Source organism: Shimia sp. R10_1, assembly GCF_017744095.1.
GTDB lineage: Bacteria > Pseudomonadota > Alphaproteobacteria > Rhodobacterales > Rhodobacteraceae > Shimia.
Genome location: NZ_JAGHQX010000005.1, coordinates 239,619 through 259,598 on the forward strand (window position 1 = coordinate 239,619; position 19,980 = coordinate 259,598).

Here is a 19,980-nt window from a genome sequence, read left to right on the forward strand (position 1 = left end):
ATGGGGGCGTTAGTTTCGGAAAATTGAAAACTAACGGCTGGTGTTTCTAAAGCAGAGCCTGCCCCTCTTGCGCAGTACACCAGCGCGGCCCGACAGTGGTTTCGATGTCCAGTTGGAGCCTCGATTGTGTCGCGCCTATTTGTCCAAAACGCGGAATTCCTCTTCCAGCCAAGGGAATTTTTCTATGGCGGGTGTGATCATGTGGCTGGTGAGCAGATTGCGCATGGTCTGCGCCACGTCACGCGGCACTGTGTCGGCCCAATCGCCGCTGGCGAGCAAAGAAATTGTGCGGCTGAAGGGCGCAAACGGCAGGGGATGCGCGGTGACGCGATCGTGGAAGCGGGTGGCGCGCAAATACCCCAGTGGGGTTGTGATCGCCCAGCCGATCCCGCGCGAGACCATGGCGATCAGCGAGGGGTTCGAGCTGATTTCAAACCGATGTGGAATGTCGATCTTGCAGCGCTTCAGATGCGCTTCGATCTGTCGTCCAATAAGTTGTTCCTGCCCGTAGCGCAGCATGGGCAAGTTCGCGAGCGCAGACATCACATCCCCCTTGGTAGGCACACGGCCAGCAGGCGCGATCAGGATGAAAGGGTCGCGGGTCAGCGGATATTCGGCAAAGCCGTCCATCACTTCCCCAGAGGTCGCGGTGATCGCAAGGTGCAGGTCGCGGGCGCGAATGGCCTCTGTGATTTCGTGGCTCGGGGCGGTCACAAGGCGAAACTGACAACGGGTCATGGACTCCGCCAGGGTCGTCACCAGGCGGGGGGTCAGGTCATTGTCAAAGTCATCAATGATGCCCATGGAGAGCTGGGTGAGGTGCGTGAGATCCATCACCGCCAGCTCGGACTGCGCAAGACGCAATTGCGAGAGCACAGCGCTCGCACGGATCAGATAGGCCCGCCCCGCCGGGGTCAATTGCATGGGGCGTTTGCTGTGGTCGAGCAGGTCGGTGCCAAGCGCCTTTTCAAGATTGCGGATCTGTTGAGACACAGCGGGTTGAGACAGGCCCGTGATTTCCGCCGCTTGCGCCACGGCCCCGGTGGCGGCCAGCGCCTCAAACACTTCCAAACCCCTGAGGGTGACACCTTTGTTCAACATTTTGGCTCTCCGGCAGATTTGCCTTTTGTGAATAGTCGCGCGGGTTGGGTCAAGCCAAGAATAGACAATAGAAACTGTGGGAGACGGTGATGGCCATCACATATTTGAAACGCGCAGACGCTGCTGTGGCAGAGGCAGGGGCCGCAGATGCCCGCGACACTGTGGAGATCATGCTGGCCCGGATCCGGCAAGGTGGCGAGGCCACAGTGCAGGCGTATGCGCGCCGGCTGGATGGCTGGGATGGGGCCATTGTTGTGGGGCGTGATGAGATGGCAGAGGCGGCGCGACAGGTTGCGCCAGAGCTGCGGGAGGCCATGCGCTATGCGTATGACAATATCCGTCGCTTTGCGGAGGCGCAGCGCAACAGTCTGAATGAATTTGAGGTTGAGCTGCGGCCTGGATTGTTGGCAGGGCAGCGCGTGATCCCCCTGCATGCGGCGGGCTGCTATGTACCGGGTGGGCGCTATAGCCATATTGCCAGCGCTTTGATGAGCATCACCACGGCGCGGGTTGCTGGGGTTGAGGATGTGACGGCGGCGTCACCGCCGCGTCCAGATGAGGGCATTCCGGCGGCGATCCTCTATGCCATGTGGCTTGCAGGCGCGGATCGTGCCTTGGCGCTTGGTGGTGTGCAGGCCGTTGCGGCGATGGCTGAGGGGCATTTTGGTGCAGGGCGTGCCGATATTCTGGTGGGGCCGGGCAATCAATATGTGGCGGAAGCAAAACGCCAGCTGTTTGGGGAAGTTGGCATCGACATGTTCGCAGGGCCCACCGATGTGCTGGTGGCGGCGGATGACAGTGCCGACCCGGATCTGGTGGCGTGGGATCTGGTCGGGCAGGCAGAGCATGGGGGCAATTCGCCCGTGTGGCTGGTGTGTGATGATCTGTCGTTGGCGGAGGCTGTGATGGCCCGGATTGCTGACTGCGTGGCGCAGTTGCCAGAACCCAATCAAAGTGCTGCCAGACAGGCGTGGGCAGAGCGTGGGGAGGTGATCCTTTGCGCCGATCGAGAAGAAATGGCTGAAGTGTCTGATGCTTATGCGCCAGAGCATTTGCATGTGCAGGCGCGCGATCTGGCATGGTGGCAGACGCGGTTGCGCAGCTATGGCTCTTTGTTTCTTGGTGAGCGCGCCTGTGTGACGTTTGGCGACAAAGCCGCTGGGCCGAACCATGTGCTGCCCACCGACAAGGCCGCGCGCTATACGGGCGGGCTGTCAGTGCATAAGTTCCTGAAAACCGTCACCTGGCAGCGCGTGGCCGATGAAGCGCTGCCAGAGCTGGTTCGGGCGTCATCGGTGATTTCGCGCGAGGAGGGCATGGTGGGGCATGCCATCAGCGCGGAGATGCGGGAGGCGCAGTTTTTGCGGCCACCCAGTTTGAAACTGGTGAGTGGCGCTTAGGGCCGTGCCCGAAGTGCCAGAAACACAAGACATGCCGTTTGTCGTTGCGGATCAGCGCAGGTGGTTGCAGCTGCGCGTCACATCTTCGCCGAAGGCCTTGTAGCGTTTCCAGAAAATTTCGTGGCTGCGGCTGTCGGACTGGCGGATTTCCTGCGCCTTGTGCGGTTCTTTGATAAAGCTTGCGGCCAGTCGCTGATCCGCGCGCGACAGCGACTTGTTGGCCACTTTCTGAATGCAGCGGCACAGGTTGCGATTGGCCGCGTCACGCTCAGATTGTTGGCAGGCACGGCTAAGAACGCGTGCGTCAACTTGCTGTGGAACGAATGGGATCAGTACGGCTGCCAGCAGCAGCGCCAGTAGTGCTCGGGTCATAGTTGCCTCATGTCTCTGCTCGGGCCCGTGGAGATTCTTTTGGTCCATCGTTGCGGCCTGACCGGATATCGCGCTTATTATGGGGCAGCTGTTGCTTTGTTGCAATCACAAGCGCGTGGGTTTTGAGGGCCAGCAGTCAGGCACTGAAATTGCGACCGTCTGTCTGAGCGTCAATAGAAAGGTCTGCTGTGATGCATTGAGGCTAAGCCAATGAAATGGAGGAGGAAATATGCCCAGGATTACCAAGGAAACAGACCTTCAAACCGTAATCACAACCTTTGAAATGACGCCCGGCACCTGTCAGGATCTGCTGGATGCTCTGACCGAAGCTTATGATCAATTTATTTCAAAACAGCCTGGATTCATTGCGGCAGGATTACATGTGAATGACGCGCAAACGCGGGTTGCAAATTACTCGCAGTGGCGTCGTCGCGAGGATTTTCAGAGCATGTTGCGCAGTGCGGAAATGCGGGAACGCAACCGACGTATTCACCAACTGTGTCGCAGTTTCGAGCCAGTGATGTATGATGTTGTCGAGGCTTTCGATTGAGCATAGTCTGATCGCAGTTTCAAAGGCTTAGGAGGCCGTCATGTATCATCATATCTTGGTTCCCGTGGCTTTTGATGATGGACATGATCCAAATGAGGCTATCGCTGTGGCCCGCCGGTTGGTGGCTGAGAATGGGCGCGTGAGTTTGCTGCATGTCATGGCGCATGTCCCGAGCTATGTGATGAACTACGTGCCTGAGGGGTTTCAATCCGAGGCCCGTGCTTCAATTGAGGCCAGTCTGGAGGCCATGGGCGCAGATTTGCCCCATGCACGCGGCATCGTGAAGGAGGGGGCCGTGGGTAAGACAATCGTTGGTTGGGCCAAAGATGAAGGTGTTGATTGCATCGTTATCGCGTCGCATAGACCTGGGGTGCAAGATATAGTACTTGGCAGCACCGCAGCGCAGGTTGTCCGGCATGCCACCTGTGCGATACACGTCACCCGATAGTGAGGAGCTCTGCCGAAATGATGAAGTCTGTCAAATGGTTACGTGGTATTGCTGCGGCTGCGATTCTGTTTTTGGCGGGGCCTGTTTTTGCAGATGACGACAACGGATTCTCAGAACATCAGACCAAACGTGCGGTGGATACCTTTGAGGCAGCGTCGGCAGCCTGTGCGACTTTGGATCCGGTGTTTCGCGTAGATTGTCTGCGGCAGGCTTACAGTCAGACGGTGCGGGTTGTTGCCAATGCCTCGGTTTATTGGGAAGCAGAAGTGGCGCTGACGCGCGTGAACCGTGGGCTTTATGCGTTTGTGCGAGAGCATCTGGATCGCAGCGTTGCGCGGGTGCGGGTGAATGGCGGACGGATCAAGGCTGTGACGCCCGCGTCGGTGCCGCTGGCGCAGCAACTCTATCGCGATGGTGTGGACCGTGCGGTGGCCGCGATGCGCGGCGCTTCGTCTTTGGAAGTGCGCTATTTCGAGCCGATCTCTCAGGCGCTTTTGGCGACAAAATCCATGATGCAATAATCCGGTCGTCCCTGCGGTTTTGTTGCAGGGGCTTGGCGGTGCAGAACCAGCCGTTTGGGCGCCGCTTTGTCGCGACCTGATCGCGCGCGACAAAGCTGTGTTCCGACGGGTTAGGCTGGATTGGTCGCAGGTGTCATATCGGCCTGCGTGAGCGTGTAAGCTTTGGCAAAGCCGCCGTTGAGAAAGCCCTTTATTGGGATCAGACGGACGAAATTGAAATCACCGAAATCCGCGTAGATTTTTGCCTTTGGGCGCTGGTCGAGATAATGCGCGCGCAAAGCCGTGTGATCTTCGCTACCGCGTGTCACAAATTCCGCCCGTGCTTGAATGGTCAGACGCGGATGGGTGAGTGGATCCCCCTTTTCGCGTGGTTCCACCAGCAGCAAGGAACAGCGCGGATCAGCGCGCAGTGCCGTTGTGTGGCTCGCGAGGTCTGAGATCAGCGTGAGCGGTTCAAATGCCGGTGTGGTGGCGAGGGCGACGCGGGTGGCGGAGGGGGCGCCTGTCTCTGGGTCAATGACAGCCATAGAGGCGTAGGTCGCGTCTCGGATCATGGCTTGTGCAAACGCGCGGGCGTCGTCATCGGCGGGCAAAAAGGGATCTTTTTTCATATCTCGATGTCAGCTTAGGTGAATTGGGTTTGAAATAGGCGGAGTGCGTTTGCGCTGCCGTTGGGGGGCGTGCCCCTCGGGAGAGGCTGCCTCACGCCACGGTCTAAACGCTTTGGCAAATGGCGATCTGGAGGGATGGCTGGCTGAGCGGCTGTGCCTGCGTTTGGGGCGTGCTGTCTTGCTCGATCTGGCGGTGGGCTGGATCTGGCTGGAGCGCGGGCTGCATGCGTTGGAAGCGAATTGGCGGGCCGGTCTGTCTGTCGCGATTTGGCTGGCGTGTGGCTGCCTGCGTGTGGGGCTTGCTGTCTTGCTGGACCTGGCGTTTGGCTGGGCCTTGCTGGAGCGCGCGCTGCATGCGTCGGAGGCGATATTGCTCGCTGCATTGTCTGGATGATGCTGGCTTGATCTTGGCTGCCTGCGTGCGTGGCTGGCTGTCTGGCTGGGTCTGTTATGACCTGGCTGGAGTGCGTGCTGCGTACGTTGGTTGCGATCTGGCTCGCTGTATCTTGAGTATGTAATTAGGATGAGTCGGGTGGGGATGCAAGAAAAATCGTTTAAAAACATATACTTGATAAGTTTTGTCGGGATTGGCGTGGCCGGAGTCTTTTAGTCGGAATTGCCGGTGATCCGGCGAAATGCTGCTATGTTCTTGCGCTGACAGGTGAAAATTAAGGTACGTGCCCCTATCTCTTTCTTATCGAAACCTGAGAGGAGAGCTTTGATGAAATGTCCGGTGGATGGCGCAACGCTGGTGATTGCAGACCGCAACGGGGTGGAGATTGACTATTGCCCAGAGTGTCGTGGGGTCTGGCTGGACCGTGGAGAGCTGGACAAGATTGTGGAACGTGCCGGAGCTTATAGCGCGCCGCCGCCACCGCCGCGTCCAAGCCATGCGCAGGAGCAGCGCGGCTATGATCAGAGCTATGATTCCCGCTATCAGGGCAAGCCGCGCAAAAAGAAAAAGATGAGCAGCTTTCTGGATGACATCTTTGACTTTTGATCCTGCGACTTAAGCAGACCAATTGGGGGCCGATGGCCCCCTTTTTGTTTCGGCGGTGCGGTCAGCCTTCTGGGTAGGTGGCAAAACACTGATCGGATTGGCGGGACGCATCCGCGCGCGCGGTGCGCAGATCGCGGCGCAGCGCGTCCCGCTTGGTGCGCTCGGCGCGCAGGTCAATGTCCACGGGCACTTCGACTGTGTGATATTCCACTTCGTCGCAGCGATACCAGCGGCCGTCATCGTCGCGACAGTCTTTCGGCACCAGAATGGCCTCTTCATAGCTGTGTAGGGCGTAGCCGCGCGAGATGTTGGCGTCTGCCGTGGCAATCGCGCTTTGCAGATGGGTGACGCGGCTGTTGGCGGTGTTGAGGCAGCGCTCCAGCGGTGTGGCGCAGGCGGCGAGAGTTGAGAGGGCAAGACCCGCGAGGACAATTTTTGCGTGCATGTGTGACTCCGTTTTTTGCGGAGCCATGGGGCAGCGTGGGGTGACAGGCAAAAGCGGGGCGGTGTTATTGGATAACGGGTGGTTCAGGAGAGTTGCGCCGCTGTGCAATCGCGAAATTTCTGCACCTCTGGCGCGGCGCCGATCAGCGAGACGCCCACGGTTTGGGCCTCAGTAAAGGCCAGCGCAGTGTCGTTGAGTTGCAAGCCGTTCAGCACATTGCCAAAGCCGCTGTCCGCGACGTTGAGGGTCTGGCTGTTGTCTGAGAGCGCGTGTTCTGGCGTGGTGATGGTGATCTCATTGGGGCCGAGGAACCGCATGGCGAACCAAGGGGCTTGCTGCCACGGGTCGGACTTGCGGGTGATTGCAAGGGTGTAGAGCGGTTTGGTGGGGTCGTAGGTGAGATGGATATGCGCGTCGCTGGTCTCATGTGTGAGGGTACAGGTTTCGCCGGTGGCGGCTTCCCAGGCGCTGGCCGGGGTGGCGAGAGAAGCGAGAAAGGGGATGAGAAGGGTGCGCATATTGACAGGGTAACGATTGGTAAGGCGTGGGCCAAGTTACAGGGAGGCGCGGCACAAAACGCACAGTATCTCGGCACTACTATTCGAGCATACCGATTGGCTCAATGTGTTTGGCGCAGTTACATACGTACAGTTCAGGGGAGTAGGTGGGAAGAACTGAAAGGTTTTTATGCAGGCACGATGCGGGGTGAAGGGAGCTATGGGGCGTTCAGCTACTAGTCAAATGTAGAAAACATGTTTCTGCCAGATCTGCAAATTCTCTGACTTCATCGCCAAAGTCAATTTGTTGAGAAAATACATTGTCTTTCAAGTGCCCGATTGCTTCATAGGGTAGTTTGCCCTCGGAGAAATACCGTCGTGATGTTTCCGAAAAAACTTCCGTCAGACCAATTGTAGCCTGAAGGTGGGATTTGCCGAGTTCAATTAGTTGCTCAGGGCATGCGTCATCAGTCCAGATTTCCAGATGTTTGATGTGTCGCTCGTATTCCGCCATGTGATTATGCATCACCGTATCATATCCTAAAATATGATTGTTTAGCGTTGCTTGATGTCTCCGCATTTCTGCAATCAAAGGATCATTAGGGTCGGCCATCATTTTTATTGTTGCTTCATAAAAATGATGTTCAACCAATGCGTTGTTTTTGTATGAGAGCTGTATTGTGAATTTCTGATGATAGAATAAAATGTCGGATAGTTTTTTGTGCGCTTCTTCAGCTCGCTCTTGAGAGATGCCAGTTTCGAATTGCACCCTCCAGTTTTCTAGATCATTTTTTAAGCTCTTGGTTGAAATGAAAAAATTTGCGATTGCTGAAAGTATGGCAACTAGAAGTGAGACGATTACTTTGTCGCGAAGAGAGATTCTTGCATTTTTAGACATTGAAACAACTTCCAAAAATACAATTTTTACTTAATAAATAAGTGGGGTCAACGCCCCCTCTTGCTCCGCACATTGCCCCCACGTTGCCCGGCACGACCCGCCGTTGAGCGGCCTCGGCTTTTCACAGCATCTTCTTCAGCGGCTTTGATTGCGTATTGTCGGGCCATCGGATCATCCGCCACGGCCAAATCCACGGCCTCAAGCCGTTTGATCTCATCACGCAGACGCGCGGCTTCTTCGAATTCGAGGTTCTCGGCGGCTTTGCGCATGTCATCGCGCAGGCCGGAGAGCACCGCCTCCAGATTGCCGCCAGCCAGCGGGTTGTCGATCTTGGCGGTGACGCGGCTTTGGTCGGTGTCGCCCTGATATAGGCCCGCCAGCACATCCTCGACGTTCTTTTTGACCGTGGCCGGGGTGATGCCGTGTTCTTCGTTGTAGGCCATCTGTTTGGCGCGGCGGCGGTTGGTTTCGCCAATCGCGCGCTCCATGGAGCCGGTCATGCGGTCGGCGTACATGATCACGCGGCCCTCGGCGTTGCGTGCGGCGCGGCCGATGGTCTGCACAAGGGAGGTTTCCGAGCGCAAAAAGCCCTCTTTGTCTGCATCGAGAATGGCGACAAGGCCACATTCGGGGATGTCGAGACCCTCGCGCAGAAGGTTGATGCCGATCAGCACGTCAAAGGCGCCAAGGCGCAGGTCGCGCAGGATTTCGATGCGCTCCAGCGTGTCGATGTCGCTGTGCATGTAGCGGACTTTCACGCCCTGCTCGTGCAGGTATTCGGTGAGATCTTCGGCCATGCGTTTGGTGAGGGTTGTCACCAGCGTGCGGAAGCCGTCTTGCGTCACTTTACGGATCTCATCCAGCAGATCGTCCACCTGCATCTCAACCGGGCGGATCTCCACCTCTGGGTCCAGCAGGCCTGTGGGGCGGATGACCTGTTCGCTGAACACGCCGCCGGATTGCTCCATCTCCCAGTTTGAGGGCGTGGCGGAGACAAAGACGGATTGGGAGCGCATGGCGTCCCATTCTTCAAATTTCAGCGGGCGGTTGTCCATGCAGGAGGGCAGGCGGAAGCCGTGTTCCGCGAGGGTGAATTTGCGGCGGTAGTCGCCCCGGTACATGCCGCCGATTTGCGGCACCGACACGTGGGATTCATCAGCAAAGACAATGGCGTTGTCAGGGATGAATTCAAACAGGGTGGGGGGTGGCTCGCCCGGCGCGCGGCCGGTGAGGTAGCGGGAGTAGTTTTCAATCCCGTTGCAGAAGCCCTGCGCCTCTAGCATCTCCAGATCGAAGTTGGTGCGTTGCTCCAGCCGCTGCGCCTCAAGCAGTTTGCCCTCGTCTACCAGTTGATCGAGCCGCTGGCGCAGCTCTTTCTTGATGTTCACAATCGCCTGATTGAGCGTGGGCTTGGGTGTGACGTAGTGGCTGTTGGCATAGACCCGGATCTGCTCAAACGTATCAGTTTTTTCGCCGGTCAGCGGATCAAACTCGGTGATGCTTTCCAGCTCTTCGCCAAAGAAAGAGAGCTTCCAGGCGCGATCTTCGAGGTGGGCGGGGAAGATTTCAAGGCTGTCGCCACGCACGCGGAAAGAGCCACGTTGGAAGGCCGCGTCATTGCGGCGGTATTGCTGCGCCACCAGATCGGCGATCACTTGACGCTGGTCATATTCGCCGCCCGCTTTCAGATCGAGGGTCATGGCAGAGTAAGTTTCCACCGAGCCGATGCCGTAGATGCAGGAGACCGACGCGACAATGATCACATCGTCCCGTTCCAGCAAAGCCCGCGTGGCGGAGTGGCGCATGCGGTCGATCTGTTCGTTGATCTGGCTTTCTTTCTCAATGAAGGTGTCGCTGCGCGGCACATAGGCCTCGGGCTGGTAGTAGTCATAAAAGCTGACGAAATATTCGACGGCGTTTTCCGGGAAGAAGCCTTTCATCTCGCCATAGAGCTGCGCGGCGAGCGTTTTGTTGGGCGCGAGGATAATGGCGGGGCGTTGTGTCTCTTCGATCACCTTGGCCATGGTGAAGGTTTTGCCGGTGCCGGTTGCGCCAAGCAGCACCTGATTGCGATCACCTTCGTTGATGCCCGCGGAGAGTTCGGCAATCGCTGTGGGCTGATCGCCCGCGGGCTCAAACTCTGTGTGCATCACGATCCGCTTGCCGCCCTCAAGTTTGGGGCGGCGGACAGCCTCGGGGCCGGGGCTGTTCAGCAGGGGGGCGTTAGCAGCGTCGCTCATCAGAGACTCCATCGCGGGGGCAGATTGTGCTGCTGATTTTGGTCTCTTTTTGTTCCTGTGCAAGGGCGAAAGCGCATTTGGAGGCATTCTGTGGATCTGGCCCTGCCCCGTGATGATCCGCGCGCGTGTTTGCGGGTGCAGAAAAGAGGCATGATCGCACTGTGCTTTGAACAGCTCGGGCCGAATTGATTTACCTAGGGTTAATCACAGAGAAGTTCCTTTGGGTAAGAAGTTTCGATATATTTTGAAATAATAGGAAATAGTTCCACGCATTTGTGAAACTAAATATATACTGCACTTGCACCTTAAGCATCGGCCTCGCTATGCTGTTGAGAGCAAGCAGTCATGTAGGACGGACTGTCCAGCTGCATTTACACCCCTCGCTCCCCGCAGCCTGACTGAGCGTTCTGACTGCTTGCAAGCTTATCTTTTTCGTCACATCACCGGTTTGTGGGCGCTTGCGCCAATCTGACACTTGTTTGAATGGTCAGAATCCGGGATACATTTTGCAGTCCAAGGAGAAAGCGATGATTGCGCGTATCTATCAGCCAGCCCGGACCGCGATGTCGTCGGGCACAGCAAAGACCCATCAATGGGTTCTGGAGTATGGACCCTCTGAAGCCAAGGACATTGATCCGCTGATGGGGTGGACTGGGTCTGGTGATACGCAAACTCAGGTGCGGCTTAAATTTGAGAGCAAAGAGGCAGCGGTGTCCTACGCGCGAGAGCATGGCATCGAGGCGCAGGTGATCGAGCCGCAAAAACGCAAACCCAACATCCGCCCCGGTGGATATGGTGAGAACTTCGCCACCAATCGGCGCGGGCCCTGGACACATTAACGTCGTTGCAACGCAGCACAGTGAGACCTGTAGACTTGCTGATTTTCTGGTGGTTGCATTATTGCATCACCGTTGCGCGCGCTTGGCGCGCTTGCTTGACCAAAACGTAAGGCAGAGATAGCGCAATCTAACCCAGCAGCTCGCCAGGCGAATCTTCAAGGAACAACAGGACAGAAGAGATGCGTTTGCAGCGAGCGGCGGTTTCCGTCGTGGCGTTGGTTGCGGCATGGCCGGCCTTCGCACAAGACACCCAACTGAAAGATATCAACGTAACCGGCGCGGATACTGAAGGATACTTCGGCGAGCCAGTGGCCCTCAACACCGGTACGATTGCCAAAACAGGTGATGCGATCATCGACACACCACGGTCTGTGAGTGTGATCACGACAGAGCAAATTCAAGAAAGAGGCGCGCGTGATCTGGAGGAAACTCTGGCCTATACACCGGGTGTGCGTGCCGGGCTGTTTGGTCAGGATAACCGCGCGGATTGGGCAAATGTCCGCGGGTTCACCCCCAATTTCCTGCAAGATGGTCTGCAGACACGGTATGACTTTTACAATGGACCGCGCCCAGAGACTTTTATGCTCAACAGTGTTGAAGTTCTGCGCGGGCCTGCTTCCGGTCTGTACGGCAGCGGCTCTGTGGGCGGGGTTATCAACACCACCTCCAAGACATCGGCACAGGATGCGCCAAACATTGTTCAATTCCAACTTGGCAGCAACAATCGCAAGCAAGTTGGTGTGGACGTAAGCGGGAACGGCAACGAAAGCGGGACGCTGAGCTACCGTTTTGTGGGGCTGTTGCGTGATTCCGATGATGTGTTGCCATCCTCACAGGACGACACCTTCAATCTCGCACCGTCCTTCACATGGCGTCCAAGTGAAGATACCGAACTGACGGTGCTTGCCAGCTATCAGAGAAGCCGTGCGACGCCAGCGACGCAGTTTGCCTCTTGGATCGGCACTTTGGATCCCGTGCCATCTGCCTTTGTCATTCCTGACTTTTCCGGTGGTGTTCCGATTGTTGTGCCATCACCCAACGCTGGGCGCGAGTTTGACTCTGACCTATATGTTGGGGAACCCGGTTTTGACCGATATGATTCCGAGTCAGCCAGTTTGTCGGCAAGCTTCAAGCATCGCTTCAACAACGTATGGTCTGTGAATGCGAATGCGCGTCTCTCTGACTCTGATGCCGAATATGATCACGCCTATTGGTATGGTGCGACAGATATCCGTACAAACCTGCCAGCGCTTGCTCAATATCTCTATCTCGGTCGCTATAACCCGGATGGCACAATCAACCGTACCTTCTACAAGGCGCGCAATTCTCTGAAAACCTTTGGTGCCGATGCCTACACCACGGCGGAATACAGTCTTGGTTCTGTCGAGATGCGCAGCATTGTCGGATTGAATTATAGCCGCGGTGAATTTGACAAAGACTCCTCGGACAACTCTGATCCAAACAACCACGGCGCACCGATCAATCCGTTTGATCCGACATACGGCAACATCATTGATGTCGACATCATTGACACTCCTTCGGTCACAACGAAGGAGTGGGGGATCTATTCACAAAACCGGGCAACCATCAATGACCGCCTGTTTGTGGACTTCGGTGTGCGCTACGGACGCGTTGAAGTTGGCGAAAATCTGGATTCCGCCAATGGCAATTTACGTCCAGGTGCAGAGGACAGTGCATGGACCGGCAATGCCGCTGTGATGTATCGCTTTGACAACGGGCTGGCGCCTTACGTCAGCTGGGCAACGAGCTTCCAACAAGAAGCGTTTGGCACGGATGCCAATGGTCGGCCATTTGATCCAACCGAAGGTGAACAGTATGAAGTTGGTGTGAAATACCAGCCAACTGGTACAAACACTCTGTTGTCGGCGGCTGCATTTGACATCACAAAGTCTAACTTGCTCGAAAGAGATCCCACGAATCCGAACTTCCAGGTGCAGACAGGTGAAACGAGCTCTAAAGGGGTTGAGCTAGAGGCCTTCCATAGCTTTGGCGACTTTTCTGTTCAGGCGTCCTACACCTATCTGGATACGCAAACCGACACTCAGGACTACATTGATGGTATCCCCGAGCATCTGGCGTCAGCATGGGTGAACTACACTCCGAAGCAGCTTGATGGCTGGAGCTTTGGTCTTGGGGCGCGCTACACCGGGTCTACCTTTGGTTCAGCAGGTCTGCCTGTTGCGCTGCCGGGTCTGCCAACGGAGTTCAAAACGGGGGCTTACACCCTGTTTGATGCGGCGGTGTCCTATCGCAAAAATGACTGGCTTGTGGCGCTTAACGTCAACAATCTCTCGGACGAACGTGTCATCACTGGCTGTGGTGCTTTCGCCTGTTACTTCGGTGAAGGGCGCAATGTGATGCTGACGGTCAGCAAAACATTCTAAGCGGTTCAACGAGGGCCAGTCGTGTAAGCTGCGGCTGGCTCTTTCCATTCTTGACAACTCAGACCCACAAATTTACCGAAATACTCCAGCCACTGTTGAGATGAGCATCGCTCACGCAGCAGCCAGCCCCAAGGTTCGAAGCGTTCAAGCAACGTGGGTATGCAAGACAAGGGCAGGCAGGTGCGCACAGTTTTTTCCATTGCTTTGGCGATAGGGCTCTTCAGTACACAGCTCTTGGCGGCGGGCGCTTTTCCCGTGGAGATTTCGCACAAATACGGCACGGCACGCATAGAGGCAGCGCCGCAAAAAGTGGTGTCGCTGAGCTTCATCGGCCATGACTTTTTGTTGGCGCTGGGCACCGTGCCTTATGCGCTGCGGATGTGGTACGGATCGCATCCTTATGGGGTGTGGCCTTGGGCACAAGAGGCGCTGGGCGATGGGCAGCCGATCGTGATGCGCGGCGAGATTGATATAGAGCAGATTGCGGCGATGAAGCCGGATCTGATCGTTGGGCAGTGGAGTGGGATGACAGCGAGTGATTATGCGTTGCTCAGCCAGATTGCGCCGACCATCGCCCCGAAAGAGGCGTGGGGAGATTATGGGGCTCCCTGGGCCGGGATGCTGCGCACGCTTGGACGGGCTCTGGGGCGGTCTGAAGATGCGGAGGCACAAATTGACCGCATCGAGCGGCGCTTTTCAGACATCCGCGCCGCCCATCCAAAGTGGCAAGGTGCAACGGCTGCCGTTGTGTGGTCCGGGACCACAGGGGCCTATACGGCGGATGACATCCGGATGCAGTTCATGGCGCAGCTTGGCTTTCGCGCACCACCGGCGCTGAACGATATCGGGGCGTTTGATGCAATTTACAAAGTCATCCCGGAAGAGGTCACGGATCCGATTGATGCGGATGCACTGCTTTGGATTGACGCGGGCAGCAATGTGGATCGGTTGAACCGTCTGCCTTTGCGCCACACCATGCGGGCCTATCAGGAAGGGCGAGAGATCTATGTGGGGCTAGAGCTGGCGGCCGCGTTTTCACATTCAAGCCCTTTGAGCATCAACTATACGCTGGATCATCTGGTGCCCTTGCTCGAAGCGGCAATGGATGGAGACCCAGCCACGGAAGTTTCCACATCTCGAGCAGCCGGAATTTTGCCGGGAGAAGTTAAATGACGATGTTGGCGGACCAAAGTCTCCCGGTACGGCGCGATCGACGTCCGGCTGTGTTCCTGCTGGCTGTTTTGGGCCTTGGAGTGCTGTCTGTTCTGTCACTGCGGCTTGGATTTCGCCCGCTTGATTGGCCGAGCGTTTGGAGCGCGTTCACGGATTTTGATGGGAATAGCGCTGCGCAGATTGTTGTGTTGGACATTCGTTTTCCTCGCCTACTGGCGGCGCTCCTTGCGGGCAGCGCACTGGGCGTTGCGGGGGCCTTGATCCAGGGTATGACACGCAATCCCTTGGCAGACCCCGGTCTGTTGGGGATCAACGCGGGTGCGGCCTTTGGTGTTGTGACCGTTGTTTTTGCGCTCGGCTGGAGCGACCCTCGACAATTTGTCTGGGTGGCGATGGCTGGTGGCACGGTGGGAGCGGTCCTTGTGTTCGCATTGGGCGGCGGCGCGCAGGCCAGCCCGGCGCGGTTGTTGCTGGCGGGTGCTGCGATCACCGCATTTTTCCTTGCGATGAGCCGCGCGGTTCTCCTGATGAGCCGACAAAGTTTGGACGTTTACCGCTTTTGGGTGCTGGGCGGACTGGATGGTATCAGCACAGCTGACGTTCAGGGATTGCTCTTCTTCTTTGTCGCAGGCTTTGGCATCGCGATTGTGGCGGCGTTTCTGTTGAACGCCTTGATGCTGGGGGAGGACACAGCCCGTGGGCTGGGGGTCAATGTTGGTTTGGCCAAGCTGATCACGGGTGCCGGAATTGTCTGCCTTGCGTCCAGCACCGTTGCGATGGCCGGGCCAATTGCTTTCATCGGTTTGATGGTGCCGCATCTGGCACGACCGCTGTCTCAGCAGGATATGCGCTGGCAGGTGGCGTTTTCTGCCGTACTTGGCGCGGTATTGATGGTGTGCGCAGATTTGGTGGGACGGTTGCCGCTGCTTGGCGGGAACATGCAGGCAGGCGTTATGGCCGCGCTGATTGGGGGACCTGCGCTGGTGATCATGGTCCGCCGCAGTGGGGGACGCGCGCTATGAGCCTTTCAATTCGCACAAATGTGATGTCTTTCAGCATCGAACGGCGCGCTGCGTTGGTGGGTTTTGGCCTATTGGCGCTGGTCTTTGTGATTGGTCTTTTGTCGCTGAGTATCGGCAGTTACCCGCTGGGCATTGATCAGGTGGCGCAAGGGCTTGTCGGACAACTCGGCGGCATTGAGCAGATGATCGTGCGCGACCACCGGTTGCCCCGGATATTGGTCGCCATTGGCGCCGGTGCTGCCTTTGGCATGGCGGGTGCAATGTTTCAGGCCATGCTGCGCAACCCGCTGGCCTCACCGGATGTGATTGGCTTTACGGCTGGCGCAAATTTTGGCGCGCTGCTGGCGGTTGTTTTGACCGGAAGCATGGTTCTGTTTGGGGCGCTGATGGGAGGGCTGGCGACGGCTGGCCTTGTGACTGTTTTGGCTTGGCATCAAGGGCTACAGACCGGTCGGATCATTCTGGTCGGCATCGGCATGAGCCTGACGCTCGCCGCAGGGGCTGATGTCCTGATGAGTATGACTGACGAACAGGTGGCCGCTGACATGGCGCGTTGGCTGACGGGGTCGTTGAACACGCGTTCCTATCAGGATGTTTCGCTGATCTGGGGTGGTCTGGTGCTGTTGTTGCCGATTGTCGGCTGGTTGCAGTTTCCGCTCGCACGGATGGCGATGCATGATGACATCGTGATCGGGTTGGGCTTGGCGCTCTCCCCGCTGCGTCTGGCGATCACCTGCACAAGCGTTGCTTTGGTGGCATTGGCGGTCAGCGTGGCAGGGCCGCTGCCGTTTGTTGCCTTTGTGGCAGGACCCATTGCGCGGCGTCTGACGGGCGGCGGGCGGCCAGCTGTTCTGACCGCGGCCTGCGTGGGCGCCATTGTGACGATGGCCGCGGATTTGGCGGCGCGCTCAGTGCCTTTGATTCAATTGCCAGCTGGGGTTTTCACTGCGTTGGTCGGCGCACCTGTGCTGTTGTGGCTGCTGGCCGTGCAATACCGAAAAGGGAATTTTTGATGAATCAATCTGTGCGATTGAGCGCCGACTCCGTTTCGGTGGCTTTTGGAGACACGCCTGTTTTGCAAGACTTGTCGCTGGCGCTGCCAGACGGCCAAGTCACGGTGATTGTCGGCCCAAATGCCTGTGGCAAGTCCACTTTGTTGCGCAGCCTGTCGCGTTTGCAGAAGGTTGACGCAGGTCAGATCATGCTGGATGGCAACGCGATTGCGAAGCAGCGCTCCAAACATGTGGCGCGTGCGCTTGCGGTATTGCCGCAGTCCCCCTCTGCGCCGGAGGGGATCACGGTGTTGGACCTTGTGCGTCGCGGACGGACCCCCCATCAGTCGGCATTGCAGCAATGGTCCAAAACCGATGCAGATGCGGTGGCGCGTGCGCTGGCGCTGACAGGTATGACCCACAACGCACAGCGCGCGATTGAAACGCTCTCTGGGGGGCAGCGACAACGTGCTTGGATCGCGATGGCACTGGCGCAAGACACCGACATTCTATTGCTGGATGAGCCAACGACCTATCTTGATCTGCCGCATCAGATTGATCTGCTCAATCTTGTTAAGACTCTCAACCAAGAGACCGGGCGTACGGTTGCAATGGTCTTGCATGACATCAATCTGGCGGCGCGTTTTGCGGATCACATTGTCGCTCTGAAAGCGGGCAAGGTGCAGGTTCAGGGCCCGCCAGCCGAGGTTGTCAACGCGGCCATGATGCAAGATGTGTTTGGCCTGCCGTGCACGGTGATCAACGATCCTGTCCATGGCCACCCCCATGTAATCCCCGCTTGAAAGGCCGCAGTATGACAGACCACCCAACCTTCCCCTATCTGGCGCAGACCGAGCTGGCGGGCATTGCTTATCCGGCGGTACAGGCGCTGCTGTTGCATGAAGCGGAAGAACATGACCTTGAACTGAGCGAAAACTCGGACAGCCGTGTTGCGCTTATGACTGAATATGGCCAGTTGATTTTTGATGCGATGGAGGGCGGCGTGGTGGCGGCAGTGCACTCTCAAAGTGAGGAGAACCTGTTTATCCTCAAGGAAAGTCTGCAGGAGAGTATCTCCCATTTTGCGCCGGAACTCGCTGATCAGATGTCCTGGTCTGATGCGGGGGCACGCACCGGATTTCCGCCGAACTTCCAGCTGGTCACCGTGCTTTCCGCAACGCCACTTGGCAGCAATTTCATGCGGGTTGTTGTGCAGGCCGATGATCTGAAAAACTATACGGATGCAGCGATCCATTTCCGGATTGTGCTGCCGCCAGCGGGCGATGATGCGCCGCAATGGCCCGCCGTGAATGACAAAGGTGTCACCGTTTGGCCCAAAGGTGAGAAAGCCCTGCACCGTCCGGTGTATACCGCGCGCTCGGTCGATCATGACACCAACAGGCTGACATTTGATGTGTTCGTGCATGAAGGCGGGCGCACGACTGATTGGGCGACGTCTGTTGTGCCGGGTACGAAGATGGGGCTGACAGGCCCCGGCGGGGGCGGTGTGCCTGATGTGGCGGCCATTGCGATCTATGCAGATGACACGGGTTTCCCGGCTGTGGCGCGCATGTTGGAAACGTTGCCACAGGAGACGACCGGGCGGGTTGTTCTCTTGAGCGCCGCAGGGGCCTCATCTGGCTATCCCATGCCAGAGCATGCCAATCTCAAACCGGAGTGGCATTCCGCCGCGACGCTGGAGTCGCTTGCTGATTTAGCGCTGTCAGAGCGCGAAGCTTACGCCGATCACATGCTGTGGTTCGCTGCCGAGAAACAGGATGTGCAAAAAATGCGCCGCTTTTTCAAAGACGCGGGCCTCAACGCCAAAGCGCATTATTTGGCGGCCTATTGGGGGCGTTGAGACCAGCGCTGACCTTTAAGTAAGCAATTACAGGTATTTACAGCCGGTTCATCCCGTGAGGATGGACCGGTTCTTTGGTTTTTAGGAGCTTGATGCCTTGGCCAGTGAGCCCAGTCTGCGCAGTTCCTTACATATTCTCATCAAACCCTAATTGAGTGCCAAACCTGTTGCGCAGGGTTGCCACAATCGGAACACATTTCCTTCACAACTTGGCCTTCCAGGTGGGTACGTGCAGCCGCATTTCCTCCCGATTGTATCAAAGATAGAGGACCATGCGTTGATTGACTGCGCCGAAGATACCCTGACTGTGCTCCCTCCGGGGACCGAATTGCTGAGGGGACAGTACCGGATCACGCGCAGTCTGGGCCAAGGGGGATTTGGCCTGACTTATCTGGCGTCTGACAGTCTTAATCGGACGGTGGTCATCAAGGAGTGTTATCCGGACCAGATTTGTCGGCGTGACGGCGCGCGCGTTGTGCCGGCGGATCCAGAAAGCGCTGCTTTTTTTGCCGCAGTGCTGGCGCAGTTTCAGGCGGAAGCCCATCGCTTGGCTGACCTCAATCACCCCAATATTGTTTCGGTACATCAGACATTTGCCGAAAATGGTACGGCCTATACGGCGATGGATTTTGTGGAAGGCGATGACATTCATGAACTGGTGGATCATGCGCCCGGCCGCTTGACACCAAAACTCGTGGACGGGCTGTTTCGACAAGTTTTGCAAGCGCTGAGCTATCTGCATGATCGTGGCGTGCTGCACCGCGATGTGGCACCGGACAACATTCTGTTGAACGCCAAGGGTGACGTGACCCTGATTGACTTTGGTGCGGCCTATTCTGCGGGGGACGCCAGTGAGGGGGAAGGTCATCGTTTGCTGGCGGTGAAGGATGGCTACTCGCCGCCCGAATTCTATACCGCAGATGGTGCGCAGGGATCCTACAGCGATATGTATTCCATGGGGGCGCTTTGCCATTTGATTTTCACTGGCGAAGCTCCGCCTGATGCGCAGACCCGGCTTGATATGATCGCTCAAGGTCGCATGGACCCCTATGTTCCGCTGGAGTCCACCGATTTTGACATTGATATACGCCTGAAGCTTGTCACCGATCGTGCACTGGCGCTTGATCCGCAAGACCGCCTGCGCTCTGCTGGCGATTTTCTGGCGATCATGGATGGCCCCATCCCCAAACCCTTGGCTGCGTTTGATCCAGCGGTGATCGAAACGATTGGTGCTTTGGTCAGCGCTACCAATGAGACACTTACACCGGGATTGCCCAAGGCGTTACAGCCGCCGACACCAGCGTCAGGCACTCCTGCGCCAGTGGCTGAAAGCCCGAAGCAATATGTCGATATATTTGGAGACCCAATCGACGATGTCGAAGCCTACTTAAAAGAGCAGGACCGACTTTGTGATCGTCGTCGACGCAAAGCGGTGCCATCCCTCCTTCAAGGTCCAAAGGCGCTGTCCGCCGGGACTGATCCTAAAATCACCGCATCACCAAACCCAAGAGGAACCGGATCGCTGTTTGCGCGGCTTTGTGACCGGCTCAAAGGGGATCGGCCGCCGCCCAACACCCGTCTATTCCTGATCTGAAGGGACATCTC

General features: G+C 57.2%; 21 protein-coding genes. 14 read left to right on the forward strand and 7 right to left on the reverse strand.

The window, feature by feature from the left end; translation table 11 throughout:
• Window positions 1-135 precede the first annotated feature (135 nt).
• On the reverse strand, window positions 136-1,101 hold the full coding sequence (locus J7413_RS11635) for a LysR family transcriptional regulator (RefSeq protein WP_209098313.1): 966 nt from the start codon (window positions 1,099-1,101) through the stop codon (window positions 136-138).
• 89 nt (window positions 1,102-1,190) lie between these two features.
• Here J7413_RS11635 and hisD point away from each other — a divergent pair, with 89 nt between their 5' ends.
• Complete coding sequence (gene hisD / locus J7413_RS11640; RefSeq protein ID WP_209098314.1) at window positions 1,191-2,501, forward strand: histidinol dehydrogenase; 1,311 nt, start codon at window positions 1,191-1,193, stop codon at window positions 2,499-2,501.
• 51 nt (window positions 2,502-2,552) lie between these two features.
• On the opposite strand, the gene J7413_RS11645 is transcribed toward hisD, so the two are convergent.
• Complete coding sequence (locus tag J7413_RS11645; RefSeq protein WP_209098315.1) at window positions 2,553-2,873, reverse strand: hypothetical protein; 321 nt, start codon at window positions 2,871-2,873, stop codon at window positions 2,553-2,555.
• Window positions 2,874-3,102: 229 nt separating this feature from the next.
• Between J7413_RS11645 and J7413_RS11650 the strand changes: the two genes are divergently transcribed.
• Genes J7413_RS11650 through J7413_RS11660 form a run of 3 tightly spaced genes read left to right on the forward strand, consistent with a single transcriptional unit; the run spans window position 3,103 to window position 4,392 of the window.
• On the forward strand, window positions 3,103-3,423 hold the full coding sequence (locus J7413_RS11650) for an antibiotic biosynthesis monooxygenase (protein WP_209098316.1): 321 nt from the start codon (window positions 3,103-3,105) through the stop codon (window positions 3,421-3,423).
• A 40-nt stretch (window positions 3,424-3,463) separates the two neighbouring features.
• A complete protein-coding gene (locus J7413_RS11655; RefSeq protein ID WP_209098317.1) occupies window positions 3,464-3,871 on the forward strand; it encodes a universal stress protein in 408 nt (135 codons plus the stop codon).
• 17 nt (window positions 3,872-3,888) lie between these two features.
• A complete protein-coding gene (locus J7413_RS11660; RefSeq protein WP_209098318.1) occupies window positions 3,889-4,392 on the forward strand; it encodes a hypothetical protein in 504 nt (167 codons plus the stop codon).
• 110 nt (window positions 4,393-4,502) lie between these two features.
• Here J7413_RS11660 and J7413_RS11665 read toward each other — a convergent pair whose 3' ends face one another.
• A complete protein-coding gene (locus J7413_RS11665; RefSeq protein ID WP_209098319.1) occupies window positions 4,503-5,003 on the reverse strand; it encodes a pyridoxamine 5'-phosphate oxidase family protein in 501 nt (166 codons plus the stop codon).
• A 112-nt stretch (window positions 5,004-5,115) separates the two neighbouring features.
• On the opposite strand from J7413_RS11665, the gene J7413_RS11670 reads away from it, so the two are divergent.
• Together J7413_RS11670 and J7413_RS11675 are read left to right on the forward strand one after the other, a co-directional pair.
• Window positions 5,116-5,397, forward strand: a complete 282-nt coding sequence (locus tag J7413_RS11670; RefSeq protein ID WP_209098320.1) for a hypothetical protein — start codon at window positions 5,116-5,118, stop codon at window positions 5,395-5,397.
• A gap of 327 nt (window positions 5,398-5,724) precedes the next feature.
• Window positions 5,725-6,003 (forward strand): zf-TFIIB domain-containing protein, encoded by a 279-nt coding sequence (locus J7413_RS11675; protein WP_209098321.1) that lies wholly within the window; start codon window positions 5,725-5,727, stop codon window positions 6,001-6,003.
• Window positions 6,004-6,064: 61 nt separating this feature from the next.
• On the opposite strand, the gene J7413_RS11680 is transcribed toward J7413_RS11675, so the two are convergent.
• The 4 genes from J7413_RS11680 to uvrB form a co-directional block, all read right to left on the reverse strand.
• Entirely contained in the window at window positions 6,065-6,448 is a 384-nt protein-coding gene (locus J7413_RS11680; protein WP_209098322.1) for a hypothetical protein, read from the reverse strand.
• Between the two features lie 83 nt (window positions 6,449-6,531).
• The gene (locus J7413_RS11685) at window positions 6,532-6,966 is read right to left on the reverse strand and encodes a hypothetical protein (RefSeq protein WP_209098323.1); all 435 of its coding nucleotides are present in this window, start codon (window positions 6,964-6,966) and stop codon (window positions 6,532-6,534) included.
• A gap of 208 nt (window positions 6,967-7,174) precedes the next feature.
• On the reverse strand, window positions 7,175-7,843 hold the full coding sequence (locus J7413_RS11690) for a hypothetical protein (RefSeq protein ID WP_209098324.1): 669 nt from the start codon (window positions 7,841-7,843) through the stop codon (window positions 7,175-7,177).
• A gap of 47 nt (window positions 7,844-7,890) precedes the next feature.
• Window positions 7,891-10,083: an excinuclease ABC subunit UvrB gene (uvrB, locus tag J7413_RS11695; protein ID WP_209098325.1), complete on the reverse strand. Its 2,193-nt coding sequence runs from the start codon at window positions 10,081-10,083 to the stop codon at window positions 7,891-7,893.
• A 527-nt stretch (window positions 10,084-10,610) separates the two neighbouring features.
• Between uvrB and J7413_RS11700 the strand changes: the two genes are divergently transcribed.
• The 8 genes from J7413_RS11700 (at window position 10,611) to J7413_RS11735 (ending at window position 19,969) form a co-directional block, all read left to right on the forward strand.
• Complete coding sequence (locus J7413_RS11700; RefSeq protein WP_209098326.1) at window positions 10,611-10,922, forward strand: ETC complex I subunit; 312 nt, start codon at window positions 10,611-10,613, stop codon at window positions 10,920-10,922.
• A gap of 179 nt (window positions 10,923-11,101) precedes the next feature.
• Window positions 11,102-13,327, forward strand: a complete 2,226-nt coding sequence (locus tag J7413_RS11705) for a TonB-dependent siderophore receptor (RefSeq protein ID WP_209098327.1) — start codon at window positions 11,102-11,104, stop codon at window positions 13,325-13,327.
• A gap of 180 nt (window positions 13,328-13,507) precedes the next feature.
• On the forward strand, window positions 13,508-14,500 hold the full coding sequence (locus J7413_RS11710) for an ABC transporter substrate-binding protein (protein WP_348538745.1): 993 nt from the start codon (window positions 13,508-13,510) through the stop codon (window positions 14,498-14,500).
• Entirely contained in the window at window positions 14,497-15,522 is a 1,026-nt protein-coding gene (locus J7413_RS11715; RefSeq protein WP_209098331.1) for an iron ABC transporter permease, read from the forward strand. Before J7413_RS11710 ends, J7413_RS11715 begins: the two co-directional genes overlap by 4 nt.
• Window positions 15,519-16,535 carry an iron chelate uptake ABC transporter family permease subunit gene (locus tag J7413_RS11720; RefSeq protein ID WP_209098333.1) on the forward strand — a complete coding sequence of 339 codons (1,017 nt, stop codon included), beginning with the start codon at window positions 15,519-15,521 and terminating at the stop codon, window positions 16,533-16,535. The genes J7413_RS11715 and J7413_RS11720 overlap by 4 nt, the downstream gene beginning before the upstream one ends.
• A complete protein-coding gene (locus J7413_RS11725; RefSeq protein ID WP_209098335.1) occupies window positions 16,535-17,317 on the forward strand; it encodes an ABC transporter ATP-binding protein in 783 nt (260 codons plus the stop codon). Before J7413_RS11720 ends, J7413_RS11725 begins: the two co-directional genes overlap by 1 nt.
• Window positions 17,318-17,328: 11 nt before the next feature.
• The gene (locus J7413_RS11730; RefSeq protein ID WP_209098337.1) at window positions 17,329-18,375 is read left to right on the forward strand and encodes a siderophore-interacting protein; all 1,047 of its coding nucleotides are present in this window, start codon (window positions 17,329-17,331) and stop codon (window positions 18,373-18,375) included.
• Window positions 18,376-18,652: 277 nt separating this feature from the next.
• The gene (locus J7413_RS11735; RefSeq protein ID WP_209098339.1) at window positions 18,653-19,969 is read left to right on the forward strand and encodes a serine/threonine-protein kinase; all 1,317 of its coding nucleotides are present in this window, start codon (window positions 18,653-18,655) and stop codon (window positions 19,967-19,969) included.
• Window positions 19,970-19,980 lie beyond the last annotated feature (11 nt).

Coding starts and splice junctions, on each gene's coding strand:
- J7413_RS11635 (WP_209098313.1), bottom strand. CDS start 1,101: ATGTTGAACAAAGGTGTCACCCTCAGGGGTTTGGAAGTGTTTGAGGCG.
- hisD (WP_209098314.1), top strand. CDS start 1,191: ATGGCCATCACATATTTGAAACGCGCAGACGCTGCTGTGGCAGAGGCA.
- J7413_RS11645 (WP_209098315.1), bottom strand. CDS start 2,873: ATGACCCGAGCACTACTGGCGCTGCTGCTGGCAGCCGTACTGATCCCA.
- J7413_RS11650 (WP_209098316.1), top strand. CDS start 3,103: ATGCCCAGGATTACCAAGGAAACAGACCTTCAAACCGTAATCACAACC.
- J7413_RS11655 (WP_209098317.1), top strand. CDS start 3,464: ATGTATCATCATATCTTGGTTCCCGTGGCTTTTGATGATGGACATGAT.
- J7413_RS11660 (WP_209098318.1), top strand. CDS start 3,889: ATGATGAAGTCTGTCAAATGGTTACGTGGTATTGCTGCGGCTGCGATT.
- J7413_RS11665 (WP_209098319.1), bottom strand. CDS start 5,003: ATGAAAAAAGATCCCTTTTTGCCCGCCGATGACGACGCCCGCGCGTTT.
- J7413_RS11675 (WP_209098321.1), top strand. CDS start 5,725: ATGAAATGTCCGGTGGATGGCGCAACGCTGGTGATTGCAGACCGCAAC.
- J7413_RS11680 (WP_209098322.1), bottom strand. CDS start 6,448: ATGCACGCAAAAATTGTCCTCGCGGGTCTTGCCCTCTCAACTCTCGCC.
- J7413_RS11685 (WP_209098323.1), bottom strand. CDS start 6,966: ATGCGCACCCTTCTCATCCCCTTTCTCGCTTCTCTCGCCACCCCGGCC.
- J7413_RS11690 (WP_209098324.1), bottom strand. CDS start 7,843: ATGTCTAAAAATGCAAGAATCTCTCTTCGCGACAAAGTAATCGTCTCA.
- uvrB (WP_209098325.1), bottom strand. CDS start 10,083: ATGAGCGACGCTGCTAACGCCCCCCTGCTGAACAGCCCCGGCCCCGAG.
- J7413_RS11700 (WP_209098326.1), top strand. CDS start 10,611: ATGATTGCGCGTATCTATCAGCCAGCCCGGACCGCGATGTCGTCGGGC.
- J7413_RS11705 (WP_209098327.1), top strand. CDS start 11,102: ATGCGTTTGCAGCGAGCGGCGGTTTCCGTCGTGGCGTTGGTTGCGGCA.
- J7413_RS11715 (WP_209098331.1), top strand. CDS start 14,497: ATGACGATGTTGGCGGACCAAAGTCTCCCGGTACGGCGCGATCGACGT.
- J7413_RS11720 (WP_209098333.1), top strand. CDS start 15,519: ATGAGCCTTTCAATTCGCACAAATGTGATGTCTTTCAGCATCGAACGG.
- J7413_RS11725 (WP_209098335.1), top strand. CDS start 16,535: ATGAATCAATCTGTGCGATTGAGCGCCGACTCCGTTTCGGTGGCTTTT.
- J7413_RS11730 (WP_209098337.1), top strand. CDS start 17,329: ATGACAGACCACCCAACCTTCCCCTATCTGGCGCAGACCGAGCTGGCG.